This window comes from Janthinobacterium kumbetense (genome assembly GCF_023703445.1).
GTDB lineage: Bacteria > Pseudomonadota > Gammaproteobacteria > Burkholderiales > Burkholderiaceae_D > Janthinobacterium > Janthinobacterium kumbetense.
The window spans coordinates 22,704-39,628 of record NZ_JAMQGR010000020.1; the positions used below are offsets into that span (position 1 = coordinate 22,704).

Consider the following 16,925-nt stretch of genomic DNA (forward strand, 5'->3'; position numbering starts at 1 on the left):
AGTACGCTCATTTCTCCACACGGAGTTCCAATCAATGTCCGAACCGGTCCAAGCAAGCGCGTCGCCGTCACCTGCTACGTCACCCGTCGCCAACGGCTTCAGCCAGGCCACGCGCCTGCTGAAGCTGAGCACGCCCCTGGGCCCGGACAAGCTGCTGGCCGAATGCGTGCGCGGCGAGGAAGGCCTGGGACTGGGCTATGTCTTCAACATCGCCGCCCTGTCGCTCGACGCAGCCATTCCCCTCAAGTCGCTGATCGGCCAGCCCATCCTGCTGGAATTGCGCACGGCCGCCGGCACCGAGGACTGGCGCCCGTTCCACGGCCACATCACCGCCGTCGAACTGGCGGGCGCGAACGGCGGCTTTGCCCGCTACAACCTGACCATGCAGCCGTGGACGGCCTTCCTGGCGCACGGCCGCGACAGCCGCGTCTTCCAGGACCTGGCGGTACCGGACATCCTCGAAGTCGTCTTCGCCCGCTACCAGGGCCAGGGCATGCTGGCGCCCGCCTGGCGCTTCGACCTGCTCGACCGCGCGGCCTATCCGAAACGCAGCATCTGCAGCCAGTACCAGGAAAGCGACTGGGCCTTTGCGGACCGGCTGATGAGCGAGGAAGGGCTGTTTTATTATGCGGAACACACGGGCGATACGGGCAGCGCCAGCCTGGGCAGCCATACCCTCGTCATCGCCGACCACAACGGCAGCTTCAAGCCCAACGCCCAGGCCAGCATCGCCTACAGCCAGCCAGGCGCCGTCATGCCGCAAGACACGATGGACCGCTGGCGCATGCAACTGCGCCAGCAAACCAACAGCATCGAACTGTCGAGCTGGGATTACCGCGCGCTGGGCCAGCGCCCCATCAGCGCCGCTGGCGCCAGGGACGGGACGATGGCACTGCTCAGCCGCGACGCGCCCGGCGCCTATGCCTACCCGTCGCGCGAGCACGGACAACGGCTTGCCGAGCGCCAGTTGCAGGCACTGACGGCGGCCAGGGAAGTGTTTACCGGCGCCGGCACCGTGCGCACCCTGGCGCCCGGCACCACGTTCACCCTGAGCGGCCAGGCGCAAACGGACGCGGCGGGCGATGGCGACGCAGCGACCTTCCTCGTCACCCGCACGGCGCACCTGATGCATAACAACCTCGATGCGGAGCTGGGCGGCGGACTGCTGCAGCGCTTCGGCAAGGGCTTGCTCGACGCGCTGATCGGCGACGAAGCGGCCGGCAGCCTGCATGCCGTCGGCGACACCATCGGCGAACGCCCGCCCTACCGCAACCGCATCGACGCCATCCGCAGCAAGATCCCCTACCGCAGCAGCTATGCCGATGACCACGGCCAGCTGCTGCATCCGCGCCCCAGCATCATGGGCCAGCAGACCGCCATCGTCGTCGGCCCGGCCGGCGTCCAGCTGCATACGGACCGCGACCACCGCATCAAGGTGCAATTCCACTGGCAGCGGGGGACGCAAAGCCATAGCCGGCTGGCGCATCCGGCCGCCGACGGCCACACGGGCGCCCCCGGCGACGATAGCGCCGGCACCTGGGTCAGGGTCGCCACGCCGCTGGCCCCCGTCGCCGGCGCCAACTGGGGCAGCAACGCCCTGCCCCGCGTGGGCCAGGAAGTGCTCGTCGATTTCCTGGAAGGCAATATCGACCGCCCCGTCGTCATCGGCACGCTGTACAACGGCCGCGGCCAGGCCGACGCGCAAAACAACCAGGTCAGCCAGGGCACGGGCGCGGCGACGGGCAACGCGCCGGCCTGGTTTCCCGGCCAGGCCGGCGCCCATGCCCACCCGGCGGCCTTGTCCGGCATCAAGACGCAAGCCATGCAGGCCAGCCAGGGCGGCGGCGGCGCCTACAGCCAGCTGGTGTTCGACGACAGCCCGGGCCAGGGCCGCGTCGCCTTGCAGCGCCACGCCGGCCCTCACCAGGGCACGGCCGAACTGAACCTGGGCCATTTGCGCCACCAGAGCGACAACCAGCGGCTGGCGCCGTCCGGCTTTGGCGCTGAGCTGAAAACAGAACACAGCGCTGCCCTGCGCGCGGGAGCGGGCATGCTGCTGTCGGCGCATGGCCGCGATGCCGGCGGCAGCCAGATGGATGCGCAGGAAGCGCTGGAACAGCTCAGGCAAAGCTTGCAACTGCAGACCTCGCTGGCCGAGCAGGCGCAAAAACATTTCGCGCTCGAAATGCCCAGCCCGGCCACAGCCGGTGCGGCCGCGCCAGCTTCCGCTGCCACGCAGGACCAGGCGGAGACGCCTGCGCCAGCCGCCCAGCTCCCCGCCCTCGCCCAGATGCAGCACAGCATCGATGTCCTGGGCGCGACGGCCGAGGGCGCCGCCGCTGCGGGCCAGGGCCAGCAGGCGGCGGGCGGCGAAGGCCAGGCCAGTGCGTATGGCGACCCGCAGCTGCAATTATCCAGTCCGTCCGGCATCGCCGCCACCACGCCGGCCAACGCCGTGCTGGTCGCCGGCGGCAATGGCAGTCTGGCGGCGGGCGCGGATCTCAACTTTGCCGCGCAGGGCAACAGCCTGTACGCGCTGGGCAAAGGCATCAGCCTGTTCACCTATGGCAAGACCAGCAGCAAGGATAAGCCCAACCAGGAAACCGGCATCCGCCTGCATGCGGCCAGCGGCAAGGTCAGCAGTCAAAGCCAGTCCGATGCGACACGGCTGACGGCCGACAAGGCCATCACCGTCAGCAGCACCGCCAAGAGCGTCACGGCGGCGGCCAAGCAGCACATCCTGATGACGGCCCAGGGCGCGTACATCCGCCTCGAAGGTGGCAACATCATGCTGCATGGCCCGGGCAAGATCGATTTCAACGCCAGCATGAAGGAATTGACGGGGGCGGCGAGCAGCCAGCCCACCTTGCCGGCGATGCCGAATGCGGCCGACCTGGGCCGGACAGTCGAACTGAACCTGCATTATGGCGATCTCGAACCTGTCATTAACTCCCCCTACAAAATCACGTTCGCCAATGGTACTTCACTCAGTGGATTGCTCAACGACAAGGGCCATGCCCGCCTCGAAAACATTCCTCCCGGCGCATATCACATTGAATATGGCGAGGACCAGCGCGACTGGGTAGCGCCGCCATTGGTAGCGGAACCCCGTCTGCAGCAAGCGAGGCAGCAGCTGAAACAGGCTTCCGCATTGCTGGAAGCGGCCAGGAAAAGCAGTAAACCGGATCCCCAACCATGAGCCAGAACTTTGTCGATGAGATTGTAGAGTTTTTCAAGGACCTGATCCTGGGCGACTTCGAGGATGACCAGGGCAAGGCCGCCATGATCGTCGGCGGCGCCATTTCCCTGATCCCCGTGGTTGACCAAGTGATGGATGTGCGCGATGTCTCGGGCATGATCTACCGGGTCGGCAGGAAAGGCGTGTCGCGCGCGACCCGCGATGACTGGGTCGACATGGCGCTGGCGGCGTTCGGCTGCATTCCGGAAGTCGGCAGCCTGTTCAAGACCATCATCAAGCCTTTGCGCAAGTACCGCAAGGAGGTTGGCGCGGCGGCCGCTGGCGGCAATGTCATGATCGAAGCCATGCTGGGCAAGAGCAAGGGCGCCGCGATCAAATTCCTGAAAACCTTCCAGTGGGCGCAAAACACCCAGCTGGCAATCAGCACGGCCATGAGCGCGCTGGACAACTGCGTGCAATTGCTCGGCTACCTGTCGACCAGCCATTGGTGGCTGCCGTCGGACTTGCAGCATTTGGCACGCGACATGAAGCCGCAAGTCGAAGCGGTGCGCGGCCCTCTCAAGGCCGGCATTGCGCAAGGCGCCAAGGCGTTGCAGGACTTGATCGAGGACATGCTGGGCGAAGACGCGTTATGGGCGGCAAAAAAAATCGCCGTCGCCGCCGGCACCGGCGCCAATACGGCAGCCAGGCACAATCACAAGCCCGGCAACACACATCCGCACAGCGCCCACGCCCAGTTCAAGTCGCCCACAATCAGCACCGATAAAAAAACCAAGGGCGTGGATACCAAAGCAAAAACCAAAGAACGGGACTCGCCGGGCAAGGGCAAGGAACACAAACCCGTGGACGACTCGCACCGCCAGAGCAGCGACGGCGGCACTGCACCGGTGAAGAATACGTCGCGGCCGATTCGCGAATTGCTGTCCAAAGTGCCATTCGGGCCAAAGGGACTCATCGGCGAGCATATGGCAGATTATTATCATATGGAACACGTGCTTAAAAAAGCCACCGCCTGGCCGCACGGTAACGTCAATGGAAAATGGCGCTTTGACTACCCGCGCGTTGTCGGTCCCGATAACGCACACAAACGCCCGACAGAGCTTGTACCCGAAGACTTAAAAAAAATGCTACAAAATGGTGTGGATACCATCTGGCAGACAAATAGCGACACTTTCCATTTCATCGAAGCAAAATTCAGTAGCAGTGCCTACACACTGTTCCAGCGGCTGCAAAAGGAAGTGGAACGTGGCAATATCCCACACCCCCCGGCATCCCTCAACGACAGAGAGCTGATGTTATGGACTTTGCTCGGTGAACGTATAAAGGGCACGCAGATGGGGAAAAAATGGCTTACCAACAGCACCAAAAACGGTGCCATGCAATCCGTTGAAAATTTAAAAAATCGCTGGACATATCTAATACTGGGAAGCACCGCACTCTCTAATCCGTTTGTGACGGCGGCACACCCGCATGGCAAGCTCAAGTTAGCAGCAGCACCTGGAGTTGTCGACCATCTTGCAGCGACATTGGAATTACTCGCGTCAGGTGATCATTACAATATAAAAATACATGACAAACACAAAGAAACTCATGGCATAAGCGACACATTCAACTATATGGAAATTGATCGCATAGACAAAGGACGTAGAAGCCTCGAAAAAGCAACGTCTAAAAAACCAGTCGATCAACAAGAACAGCAAGAGAACAAGAATAAATCAAGCAAAGCAGTTTCAGGAAAGAGAAAGCGGAGAAAATAACAATGAAGAACCCAGAATTCCATGAACGCCGTCGCCAACAATTCCTTTATGAGGAGCTTTACACTAAAACTCGAGAAAATCAACTTTCACTAATTAAAGGTCAACTTGCCAACAAAAAAGTGGCCGAATCAACACAAAGTCAAACTGTCATTTACCAGTTTTTGTATTTGGAAGCGCTATGGATCTGGATACTCGACTATACGGCAGGTGAGCCGATCGATGCACTGGCGCCGCGCATTGCAGGCATCGTGGATAAATTTGAAGAATGGAATGAAGTCGATCAACTTTATCAACAGGAAGCGGCGCTTGACTTTCCAGAATACGGGCCATACGAATACGAGGGAGCGCCACAGTTTTCTATCCTTTCCGATTATGAAGATACGCTTCAACTACTCAGCATCGCCATCCTGCTACGCGATCAGCGTTCGGTGCGACGCATCATCCACGTACTGCGTAGCCACCGTGGCCACGATGGGCTGTTCGAACAATTAATTGGCGCATATGTCGAGGACAGTCAAGACCTCGACACCTGCATTATCAGCAAACCCTACGACACCCTGTTGCAAGTATTCTATGAGGAAGATGAGAAAGCTAGCTTAGTCCTGCTGCAAAAATACCTGAAGCAGTGGTACCCAGCTATGAGAAATCATCCGCGCTGGTACGATGAGCATCTCAACATCAACGAGGAAGGCTATGCCGCCTATTACGGCTACTGGGCATTCGAAGCAGGGGCGACCGTCTTTATACTCGACCTGGACGACAGCCAGATCGACCATCTGGTCTACCCCAAAGACCTGGTCGATTATGCACGACAGTTATGGGAAGTAGGCCGCTTTACCAGTCAGGAAACAGAACCACTGATGCGCAAGGGACGCGTCGAGGGCGGCCAGCCCTGCCCTCAAACTGGCTTCTGGGAAACCCCAGCAAAATTACACAGCCGCAGCCACTTCGCGCAAGGCCAAATAATGCCTGTTTTTGACGATGCGGCATACGGTGAAACCATCTGGTATTGGAGTGAAGAACAATAGCCAAATTCCATCTCGCACAGCCAGCGATTGGCCCAGCGCCGAGCTGCGTCAGCGCATAAGCCTTTGGAATTGCACGCCTACGCCGGCGAGGCCTGCCCGCAGACCGGACAGTGGCAAGCGCTGGACATTCCGCCGCAAACCCGGCGATTTGAATAAGGCGAGATCATGCGCAATCTGGATTGCGCCTATGGCTTGACGGTGTGGCGCTTCCTGAACGCATAAAAAACAGCGACGGTACTGATGTTCGAAACCATCGAGCTGATGCTCGACTGAAAAAGGCAATCATGCATTGCGGTTTCAGCATGCGCGTACCTTCTTTGACACGAATACAATTTACCCAAGAAAAAAGCAAGTAGCCATGGAAGATTTACCCTTTCATCACCGACGCAGACAGCAATTTCTCCATGAAGAACTTTACAATAGAACACGGGAAAATCAACTTTTTCTCATTGAAGTAGGACATGATAATGAAAATGTAGCCAGCACAACGCAAAGTGAAAATTCGATTTATCAGTTCTTGCATCTCGAACTATTTTGGCTCTGGATGTTGGACTACACCGCAGGCGTCCCCATCCATGAACTTGCCTCGCGCCTTGTCGCCATTATCGATGCATTTGAAAAATGGAATGATGTATATCAATCGTTTCAACAGGGTGCGGCACTTGAATTTCCAGAATTTGGCCCCTACGAATATATCGGCGCCCCGCAATTTTCCAATCTTTTTGAATACGAAAATACTCTTCAATTAATTAGCATTGCCATTTTACTGCGCGACCAGCAATCGGTCATGCGCATCATTAATGTGCTACGTAGTCACCGTGGCCAAGATGGCTTATTCGAACAATTAATTGGAGGATATGTCGAAGAAGAAATAAATCTAGACAGTTGCATTCTTGGAAAACCCTATGACACGCTGCTGCAGGTATTTTATGAAGAAGATGAAAGTGCGACGCTCAATCTTGTTAAAAAATATTTGAAATTATGGTATCCAGCCATGAAGGATCATCCACGCTGGTATGACGAACACTTGCATATCAACGAGGAAGGTTATTCCGGTTATTATGGTTACTGGGCATTCGAAGCAGGCGCAACAGTCTATCTACTCGATCTCGATGACAGCGGTATCAATCACCTGGTCTATCCAAAAGACCTTGTGGACTACGGGCGAAAATTACGCGAAGAAAACCGTTACACCAGCTTGTATACGAAACAGCAGCACAATGTCCGCCGTGTTGAAGGGGGAAATCCGTGTCCCCAAAGTGGTTTCTGGGAAACCTCAGCAAGGTTACACAGCCGCAGCCACTTCGCGCAAGGCCAGGTGATGCCTGTTTTTGACGATGCGGCATACGGCGAAACAATCTGGCACTGGAGTGAAGGACAATAGTCAATATTTCATCTCACACTGCCAAGTATGTTAGGCATTTACGTTGAAAGTAATGTCCGACAACATCTTGAAGAAATCTGCACCAAACAAGAAAAATGGTACTTCACCATGAAAAATAACGTCTTTCACGAACGGCGTCGGCAACAATTTCTTTATGAAGAACTTTATAAAAAAACACGGACAAATCAACTTTCCTTGATCCGCGGAGGAGAAAAAAACAGAAAGGATGCATATTCAATAGGCGAAAGCTCCTCCGTTCATCATTTCCTGTATCTGGAATTACTCTGGATATGGATGCTTGACTACACGGCTGGCATAACCCTCGATCAACTGGCGCCTCAAATCGCCGATATCGTGGACAAATTTGAAGAGTGGAACGAAGTGGATCAAAAGTGTCAACAGGAGTGTGCACTGAAGCTGCCTGAATATGGTCCATATAAATATTCTGGGGCGCCCGATTTCTCGACACTTTCCGACTACGAAGACACACTGCAACTGCTGAGCATTGCCATCTTGCTACGCGATCAGCGTTCGGTCCAACGCATCATCCACGTACTACGTAGCCATCGCGGTCAAGATGGCCTGTTCGAGCAATTGATCAGTGCTTATATCGACAACGTCGTCGAGCGCAATACCTGTGTGCTTGGCGTCCCTTATGACACCTTGCTAGGTGTGTTTTATGAAGAAAATGAGACGGCCACACTCAGCTTGCTCAAGCAATATTTACAACAGTGGTATCCGGCAATGAAGGATCATCCACGCTGGCATGACGAGCACCTTAGGATCAGCGAAGAGGGCTATGCTGGCTATTATGGCTATTGGGCATTTGAAGCCGGAGCTGCAGTCTTTATTCTCGATCTGGACGACAGCGCTATCGATCATCTGGTCTACCCTAAAGACTTGGTCAATTATGGCCGCAAGTTACGCGCGGAACACCGTTACACAAGCATGGATACTGACTTAATAAATAAGGCCGGTCGTGTTGAGGGTGGTCACCCCTGCCCCCAAACTGGCTTCTGGGAAGCCCCAACAAGGTTACACAGCCGTAGCCACTTCGCGCAAGGCCAAGTGATGCCTGTTTTTGACGATGCGGCATACGGTGAAACCATCTGGCATTGGAGTGAAGAACAATAGCCAAATTCCATCTCGCACAGTCAGCGGCTGGTCCAGTGCAGGGGCCTTTGGAATTGCGCGCTGAAGCCGGCTAGGTCTGCCCGCAGGCCGGCCAGTGGCAAGCGCTGGACGTTCCTCCGTCAACCCGGCGATTTGAACAGGGCGAGATCATGAGCAATCTGGATTCTGCCTATGGCTTGACGGTGTGGCGTTTTATGAAGGCGTAAAGAAACAATGCAGTGAGAGGAGAAAAGATGAGCACAACGGAACGTTTTTTTACTGCCGAAGATGTAGAGGGAATGGTTGCTGACCTCAAAGAATGGCCAAACATGTCCTGTGACGATGGTAATCAAGATCTGGGGGTGTCTCCTTTCATAACATTTTACTTCTTGTATGATACTAAACGCCATCTTGACATATCCAATCTCATGATTGATATCCATGAAGAATTTTATAAAATCACAGGAAATCCATATATTATCGCAACGCATCCGAGTTCTGAGAGACCGCACCCTTACGGATCGAAACGTTTACCTGATCTGCGTGAGTTTGCAAGAAAAACAAAAAAAGAAGACTATTTCATTTTCAATTTTACCGATCAGAAAAAACATAACTCGTCGCCTTCCACTGCTGGATATTTCTGGAAAATGCGGGATCATATGAACGATAATTCAGAACCGTCAAACAGGGATTACTCATTCATTCAATTCTACTATCGCTGGTCATGGTGGAAGGATAACAAGAATGCATGGCGGCGGTTTGTTCTGGAAACCATGGAAAAACTAAAACCTGATCAGGTTTATAGCGGCTTTTCGATGGCCAATCCGATTGCTTTCGGCACCCGCTCGGCAGTGACCGTGTGGGAACGCTCTCTGGCACCTCGATTTTTTGGTTTGGACATTGATTATCCTTTTTCCATGAGCGGCTCGCTGGCAGACGGCATTCGCCCGCCAACCTGGGGCTTCCTGCTGTCGGATATGTGGCGCGAAAAATTGGATCTCAGCCGCGACCAGATAAAACTCAGCCTGCAACATCCGCACATCCGGATCGACGAGCTCGGCGCAGGCCTATGGATCGAACTGGGCGAGGAACCGGCCCTCTACCCGGTGGAGGACGGCGTGCCGGAATTGCCGGCGCTGCTCAACAAACTGCTCAAGCCGATCCGCAACGACCACATGGCGCTGCTGGGCTTTGGCCAATGGGACGGCGACCCTAACGAACGCTTCAATGACGCCGACTCGCTACGCTGGATGCGGCGCTTCGACGCCGACAGCGACTGGCCCAGCGCCGAGTTGCGCCAGCGAGCAGCAAAAACGACGGACAAACAATGATGGCCGCCCCGTTCGATATGCGGCGCCGGCAGAAATTTCTCTACGAAGATCTTTATCATAAAACGCGGGAAAATCTGCTCGCATTAATTGCAGTCCGACTTGCAAATAAAAAAATAGTGGAATCAACGCTGGAAAACTCTGTGGTACATCAGTTTCTGTATTTGGAAGCGTTCTGGATCTGGATGCTGGATTACACAGCGGGTGAACCGATCGATGCACTGGCGCCGCGTATCGCCGGCATCGTGGATAAGTTTGAAGAGTGGAATGAGGTCGATCAATTCTGTCAACAGGAAGCGGCGCTTGAGTTTCCGGATTATGGGCCGTACGAATACAAGGGAGCACCAGACTTTTCCACGCTTGCACATTATGAGAACACGCTACAACTACTCAGTATTGCACTATTACTGCGCGATCAACATTCGGTCTTGCGCATCATCCATGTGTTACGCAGCCACCGTGGCCAAGATGGATTATTTGAGCAATTGATTGGCGCATATGTCGAGGATAAGCAAGATCTTGATTCGTGCATACTCGAAAAGCCCTATGGTACTTTGCTTCAGGTTTTCTATGAAAACAATGAGAGAGAGATACTCAAACTGGTCCAGAAATACCTGAAACAGTGGTATCCAGCCATGAAAGGTCATCCCCGCTGGTACGACGGGCATCTGAGAATCAGGGACGAAGGATACGCTCCCTATTACGGTTACTGGGCCTTTGAAGCCGGAGCGACCGTCTTTATGCTCGACCTGGACGACAGCCAGATCGACCATCTCGTCTATCCCAAGGACCTGGTCGATTATGCGCGCCAGCTACGGAAAGAAGGTCGCCACAGCAGCGTGGAGATGAAGCCATCGGCCAAACGAGAAGGCGGCGAATAAAATGAAAAATCCACCATTCGATGATCGCCGCCGCCAGCAATTCATTTACCAGGAACTGTATGAAAAAACCCTGGAAAATTCGCTTGCCCTGATACAAGTCCAACAAAAAAATAAGGAATCGGCTGAATCCGCGGCAGATCTCAGTCTGGCTTACAATTTTCTGTATCTTGAAAATTTCTGGATTTGGCTACTCGATTACACTGCGGGCATGCCCATAGAGGACCTCGCACCCCGCCTGTCTGGCATCGTGGACAAGTTTGCGGAGTGGAATGAAGTCGATCAAGTACATCAGAAGGAAATATTATCGAAATACCCTGAATATGGCCCATATAGATATCGGGCAGCACCAAATTTTGGCGACCTTGCCGATTATGAAGATACGCTGCAATTACTGAGTATCGCTATATTATTGCGTGACCAGCGTTCGGTCAGTCGCATCATACGCATACTTAGCAGCCACCGTGGACAGGATGGCTTGTTCGAGGAACTGATTAGCGCCTATATGGAGGATGCGATCATGATCGACACTTGCTTACTGGGCAAACCGTACGATGTCTTGCTGCAGACAGTGTATGAAGATGATGAAAATTCGGCACGAAATTTACTCAAGAAATATTTGAAACAATGGTACCCGGCGATGAAGGACCATCCACGCTGGTACAACGGCCATCTCAGAATCAGCGATGAAGGCTACGCGCCATATTATGGTTATTGGGCATTTGAAGCAGCTGCAATGGTTTTTGTTTTTGACCTTGATGACAGCGACATAGACCATTTGGTCTATCCAAAAGACCTCGTTGACTATGCGCGACAGTTATCGAAAGAAGGTCGCTATACCAGCATGGATAGGAACGAGGCAAGCGATGGCGGGCATGTCGAAGGCAAACAGCCCTGCCGTGACACGGACTTTCGGGAGTAAGAATGCAGACTCTGGACGAACACATTTTTTTGGCCAGGCGCAGGGAACCGCTGCTGTCCTACGCAATTTACCTTGAAAGCAAAGACAGTCTGGACGAGTGCTTCGACATGGTGGAGGCAGGCTTGCAACAGCCTGCCGAAGTACTGCAAAATATCCCGCCAGAAAATTTCATGACGGCCACGCGCCAGCGGGCCTGGGATGGCATAGACCTGCTCAGCCTGGCTTACAGCGCCGGCCATACGATAGCCGATCTGCGCGCGCTGTATCCCACGATACTCGAATACTGGGAAGAGTTTGCCAACTACGACAGGGCTTTTGACGTGCAGGCCTGCGCTGCGGAACAGGGATTTCCCCACTTCGCCCTGCCCGGTGATGGCTACGAGCAGGTCAACCGCATGATCTGCCTTGGCATTCTCCTGGGTTGGGGCAATTTGCTGCCCCGCCTGGCGCCAGTCATCGATTTCAACAACCACGAAAAAGATGGGCTGGTCGAACGCCTGCTGGCATTTTCCATCGATAACAGGGATACCGCCTGGCCGGAATGTACCCGCCACTTGCCCTACGTCAAGACGCTCAAGATATTTGCGGCAGAAAAAAACCAGCGCCCGGCGCTGATGAAGGATTACCTGAGGCAATGGTATGACGCCAGCCGCCGCGAACCCTACTATGACAGCCACGCGCGCGACACGTCCTTTTCAGGCTACTGGTCATGGGAAACGGCGGCCATCACTTGCCTGCTCGATATCGACGATAGCAGCTACCGCGATGCCAAATTCTATCCCGCCGACCTGGTGGCATTCCACCGTCAGCCACCCAGTATGCGATCGGAGCCGGCATGAGCCACAAACCCGCCGTGATCGCAGCCTGCCTCCTCTGCGCCATGCCCACGCTCTCGCACGCCACCGACGCCCCCTTCCCTGGGATTTATTCCGTCATCGATCCCGTCACGGGCATGACGCAGGATGTGCTGAAAATCGAACCGTTCATCAACGGCGAATTCAACGTCTTTCCCCGCTTCGCAGGGGAACGGGCGTGGGCTGGCGTGCTCTCTGGAAAGGTGATGGGCGCCAGGGACCGCTATCTGGAGGAAGCACTATTTCCGCAGGACAGCAAGGTACGCACCCTGGCCATCGCAGACATCGGCTACCTGTACCGCACGCCCGGCGACAGCTATTCGCGCGACGGCCGTTCGGATACCGGCTACCTGAGTCATATCTTTGCCATCGGCATCAAGTCCATGCAGCGCCGGCCGCTGCTGGCAGGCCATGCCGAACGCGGCGAGCGCGGCCAGCACGATTACCGGCCCCGGGCCGATGAAGCGAAGATAGCGGTCAGCACCCTGAACTACAGCGCCCGTCCCATCCAGGTCGGCGTCAGCGATGCCGGCAATCCGGCCAATGCCGTCGATACCGATCCCCTGAACCCTTACATGAGCAGCGCCGCCCATTGCTGTTTCTACCTGCCGGCCACGCCGCACAAACCGGTACAGCTGACCATCGAGTACCGCTGGCTGCCGGACGGCAAGCCGGAAACGCGCACGCTGCCGTTGCCTGCCGGCAATACCACCGAGGAGCTGCTGGTCGTCGTGCAAGCCGATGGCAAGTTGGCGCTGGAATTTCGCGCCCCGCACGAATCGCAGTCGATGACGGCGGATGGCAGCGTCAAGGCCGGCAACGGCAGGCTGTATCCGGCCCTGCCCGCTGCCGAGCGCAAGGCCGTGCTGGCAGCGGAACTGGCGCATCAGCAACGCTCCCTCAAAGACATCAGCAAGAAACTCGAAAAACTGCCCCCGACGACACCGTTGCAGCTCACGCAGCGGGTGGCGGAACTGGTCGAAGAGCGGCAGGCCACCGTGACGTATCTGGAAGTGTTTTCCGCATGCAAAGCGGCCGTGCGCGAGTGCGACAAGCAAGCTAGGGCGGCGGCCCGCGCCAGATAGCGGTTAGGCCCGTTTCTGCTAGGCTATCGCCGTGTCGCCACCTGTCGACGCTTCTTTCGGCACCAGCATCGCCTCTTTTACGCCGCCCGATGCCGGTTTTGCCCCCTCGTATCGCCAATACAGATATTTCTTTCCTCGTTTTCCCATGAAATACTGCCGGTTTCGGGACCAGCGACTGGCTTCAACAAAGCCGATACTGGCGTCACTCATCTGATTCTTGAATCCCGCAACAGAATCATGCACATAGCGATCGAAGAATTTGTCAAATAAAGTCCGCTCGGCCACCGACAGCGACTTTCGGAGCTTGCCTTTCCAGGCATCGTAGATCGCGTCCTCCAGCGGTTCCGTGGCACTGCGAAACAAGCCTGTTTTCTTTTCTGCAATATTCTGAACGTCGCGTTCCCATTCGCTGTCCGTCGTGGTCATGTACTTGTCCGGCGTGGCATACATGACGGACTGCCCCTTTGCGATGATGGCTTCGCGTTCTTTGCGCGCCGCGCGCTGGCGTTCCGTGCGTCCCCAGCGCCAATGATAGTAATTGTTCATGTGGCTGATGACTTGCGTCTCGAGCCGCTTGTCCGCGCTGACGTGCTTCATGTAAGCGTCGAAGCATGCCTCCAATTCGCTGCTGATGTTAAACAGCGAGCCATAATCCTGAAGGACCTCTTCGGGTGACTTGAACGGCACCCCGGCGGCATATGCCGACAGATACATATTGCACAGCGGAATGCGTGCCAGTTCGTTTGACCGTCCTTCCTGATTCATGTCGTCATAACCGCCGCCCACGTCGGAGTGTGCCCCGGGATAAAGGGTTTCCCGACAGTTCGAGTCAGTGGCCTGGTCGATTCGAATAGAGTCCGATGGAAATTTCTCGCGCACTTCATGCGCTGCGACATAATGCTCGCAAAAGCGCACATACGGTGGAATACGCAGATCGGAGGCCCATTCCGCATGGCCGCCCTCGTCTGCCAGATACATCACGCCGCCCCAGACAGGTCCCAGGTGATATTTGAGATTCGACTCAAGGCGGCTACCGCCAAACCCCACCGAGGCCACGGTATCAAAAATACCGAGGAAGTAAATCACCAGACGCGGCTGAGTAAATCCGCCACTTTTGATCCAAATCAATCCATCTCCCTGCTGATAACACTGTCCAGCCAACTGACGCACAAAGGCCCGCGCCTGGGCCGCCCCCCGACTGAAACCAAACACGGCAACATTGATTTGATTTACATGCGGCATGTGCTTGTCCACCCGCACCTTCAACTCCTTCAGCATCCAGCTGATCCGGGCCTGCCCTTTTGCAGCCGATGCCATGCCGAGCGCCCCATCGATTCCATCACCGCTGTCTTGAATTTCCGGAAACGGCGTGCCGACCCCTGGCGTATATATCGCGTAGGTCTTGTTTTTTTCATCTTCGGCCGTATGCGCAAACTTTCCCAGTTTCGCAATATTGCTGTACTTTACATTCGACGAAGCCAGCGAACCATTTCCATCTTTTTTGAAATTATTTCCAGTTCCGTCAAAAAAACAGCTGATCCAGACGGGCTTTCGGCAATCCGACTCCTTCGCACATTTTTCCAATTCCTTGCGATAAATTCCTCGGGCAAGCCTTTCACTCTTCGTGACGTCGCTAAGCCGGCGTATCGTTGGTTTACTCATGGTCTATTCCCTATGCGGTGTGCGAGGTATGCCATAAAAAGGATTCTCGATTTCCTGCTTGCAGAACTGGCCTTGGGGAAGGCGCGTGGCATGCAGTTTCACTTGCTCGGCAGCAAGTGGCGCCTGCGTCTTGAAGGTTCCCAGATGTGCCTGGACTGTTCCATCGGCAAGAAAGTGCAAGAGCACGGTGGTTGGGCGATCTGGCCCTTTGGCGGGCAGGATGTCCACAGTGGCCTGACACCAGCGGCTTCCGGGAGAACTCTGCCTGGAAGTGCGTTCGTCATAGTCAACACTCGATTTTCCATTGTGATAGGCAGTATCGAACACCACGCTCCAGACCACCCGCACTCTCAGCGGTTTATCCACGGGAGTGTCCCAGATAAAACAGCAATTTCCGCTACTGAAACGGACTTTTTCACCATTGTCCATTTCCGCCTCGCTGGCATCGCGAAAAAAAATGGAACCGCCGCTGGGAGCTTCATCGATCTTGAATGGCAGTGAAATACCCTTGAAGGTGATGGAGTAAATATCGTACGGCGTGTAGTTATATGAGGTGGTAGTGAAGGTTTTCTCGCTTAATTCCTGTTGCAAGCGATTTTCCTTTTCCTTGGAATTGCAAGCGGCCAAAAAAACCAGGCACAATACGATAGAGGTCAGTTTTTTCATGTCGGGATCGCATTCATATGCTGGAAGCGGAAATTTCTTCGAGTGCAGCCCATTGCTGGGGAGTCCAGGCCAATATCCGGTCGCTGAATGACTGCGCCGTTCCCGTGGCCTGCAAAGCGATGGCGGCGAGCGAGGACAGATGAAAATCGGCGCCCAGCATGAGCGACAACATGCAGTAGCTTTTCAAGTCTGTGGCCGAACTGAGTCCATATGCCTGCGCCCTGCCCAGCTGTTGAAAGAAAAAGTCATAGCGCTGATCCGGAGGTAAACCATCTAACGCCTGCGGATCATCGCTCTCCATTTGCTTCATCAGCATGTACGGCGCTGCTCTATTCATCAGCTCGACATATTGATGTTGTGTCAAAAGCATTCGTTCGCTTCCAAGGGACGCAGACTCCTCATCCTTCTCGCCAGGTACAATTTGTGGCTTCCCACGCACGTCCATGTACAACCAGCCCGTGATTTCTGCGAGTGCAGCCTTGCGCTGCGCCGTTTCCAGCACGTCCAGCCAGTGCGGCAGGATAAGCGGATCGTAGTAGCGCATGATCCACTCCGTACCGTCATCGTGCTCCACCTCGGTCAGCCACGTCAGCCGTTCCAGCACTTGCGGCAGGGGCCGGCCAGAAACAATCAGCGACATGAAATGGGCGCTGCCGGCAGTGCAAAGCAATTGGGCGAGCAAGGGACATTGCTCGCGCTTGATATGCCGCAACAATATCGGGCCGGCGTACAGGGCGTCTGGCTCGGCCAATTCACCTAACAAGGAATACAACTCAACGCTGTGATCGCTTGGCAAGCGGATACGGGCCAAACCATCAAACTTGGCGCCATCAATCAAGCTGTACAGGGTCACACCCTGGTCGGCAGGATGGCTATCGAGCAGCGCAAGCAACTGCAAACCGCAGGCGGGGGCCCCGCCATCGTCGTCGCGCATGCTTACTCCCCCTTCGCGGCAAAGGGCGAGCCGCTCCTGGCCGCATTTAACAGACATTCCTTGCAAATACTGCGAGGCATGACCGGCAGCGGGTAGCTTGCACGGGATGGCCCCG

13 protein-coding genes are annotated in these 16,925 nt (G+C 55.5%); 10 read left to right on the plus strand and 3 right to left on the minus strand.

Features of this window, described 5'->3' with window-relative positions; translation table 11 throughout:
* Positions 1-34: 34 nt before the first annotated feature.
* From NCG91_RS27295 to NCG91_RS27340, 10 genes are all read left to right on the plus strand, one after another.
* Positions 35-3,199 carry a type VI secretion system Vgr family protein gene (locus NCG91_RS27295; RefSeq protein WP_251351959.1) on the plus strand — a complete coding sequence of 1,055 codons (3,165 nt, stop codon included), beginning with the start codon at positions 35-37 and terminating at the stop codon, positions 3,197-3,199.
* Complete coding sequence (locus NCG91_RS27300) at positions 3,196-4,956, plus strand: hypothetical protein (protein WP_251351960.1); 1,761 nt, start codon at positions 3,196-3,198, stop codon at positions 4,954-4,956. Before NCG91_RS27295 ends, NCG91_RS27300 begins: the two co-directional genes overlap by 4 nt.
* A 2-nt stretch (positions 4,957-4,958) precedes the next feature.
* Positions 4,959-5,984 (plus strand): PoNe immunity protein domain-containing protein, encoded by a 1,026-nt coding sequence (locus tag NCG91_RS27305; protein WP_099664642.1) that lies wholly within the window; start codon positions 4,959-4,961, stop codon positions 5,982-5,984.
* Between the two features lie 358 nt (positions 5,985-6,342).
* A complete protein-coding gene (locus NCG91_RS27310) occupies positions 6,343-7,368 on the plus strand; it encodes a PoNe immunity protein domain-containing protein (RefSeq protein WP_251351962.1) in 1,026 nt (341 codons plus the stop codon).
* 108 nt (positions 7,369-7,476) lie between these two features.
* The gene (locus tag NCG91_RS27315; protein ID WP_251351963.1) at positions 7,477-8,502 is read left to right on the plus strand and encodes a PoNe immunity protein domain-containing protein; all 1,026 of its coding nucleotides are present in this window, start codon (positions 7,477-7,479) and stop codon (positions 8,500-8,502) included.
* Between the two features lie 233 nt (positions 8,503-8,735).
* Positions 8,736-9,812, plus strand: a complete 1,077-nt coding sequence (locus NCG91_RS27320; protein ID WP_180278583.1) for a type VI immunity family protein — start codon at positions 8,736-8,738, stop codon at positions 9,810-9,812.
* Positions 9,809-10,690, plus strand: a complete 882-nt coding sequence (locus tag NCG91_RS27325; RefSeq protein WP_251351965.1) for a PoNe immunity protein domain-containing protein — start codon at positions 9,809-9,811, stop codon at positions 10,688-10,690. Before NCG91_RS27320 ends, NCG91_RS27325 begins: the two co-directional genes overlap by 4 nt.
* A gap of 1 nt (position 10,691) precedes the next feature.
* Positions 10,692-11,609, plus strand: a complete 918-nt coding sequence (locus NCG91_RS27330) for a PoNe immunity protein domain-containing protein (protein WP_251351966.1) — start codon at positions 10,692-10,694, stop codon at positions 11,607-11,609.
* A gap of 2 nt (positions 11,610-11,611) precedes the next feature.
* Positions 11,612-12,448, plus strand: a complete 837-nt coding sequence (locus NCG91_RS27335) for a PoNe immunity protein domain-containing protein (protein ID WP_251351967.1) — start codon at positions 11,612-11,614, stop codon at positions 12,446-12,448.
* Positions 12,445-13,548, plus strand: a complete 1,104-nt coding sequence (locus NCG91_RS27340) for a hypothetical protein (RefSeq protein ID WP_251351968.1) — start codon at positions 12,445-12,447, stop codon at positions 13,546-13,548. The genes NCG91_RS27335 and NCG91_RS27340 overlap by 4 nt, the downstream gene beginning before the upstream one ends.
* A gap of 18 nt (positions 13,549-13,566) precedes the next feature.
* On the opposite strand, the gene NCG91_RS27345 is transcribed toward NCG91_RS27340, so the two are convergent.
* The 3 genes from NCG91_RS27345 to NCG91_RS27355 form a co-directional block, all read right to left on the minus strand.
* Positions 13,567-15,210, minus strand: a complete 1,644-nt coding sequence (locus NCG91_RS27345; protein ID WP_251351969.1) for a T6SS phospholipase effector Tle1-like catalytic domain-containing protein — start codon at positions 15,208-15,210, stop codon at positions 13,567-13,569.
* 3 nt (positions 15,211-15,213) lie between these two features.
* Complete coding sequence (locus NCG91_RS27350; protein ID WP_251351970.1) at positions 15,214-15,876, minus strand: hypothetical protein; 663 nt, start codon at positions 15,874-15,876, stop codon at positions 15,214-15,216.
* A 13-nt stretch (positions 15,877-15,889) separates the two neighbouring features.
* Positions 15,890-16,925, minus strand: a 1,036-nt coding sequence (locus NCG91_RS27355) for a DUF4123 domain-containing protein (RefSeq protein ID WP_251351971.1), incomplete at its 5' end; no start/stop codon positions are given.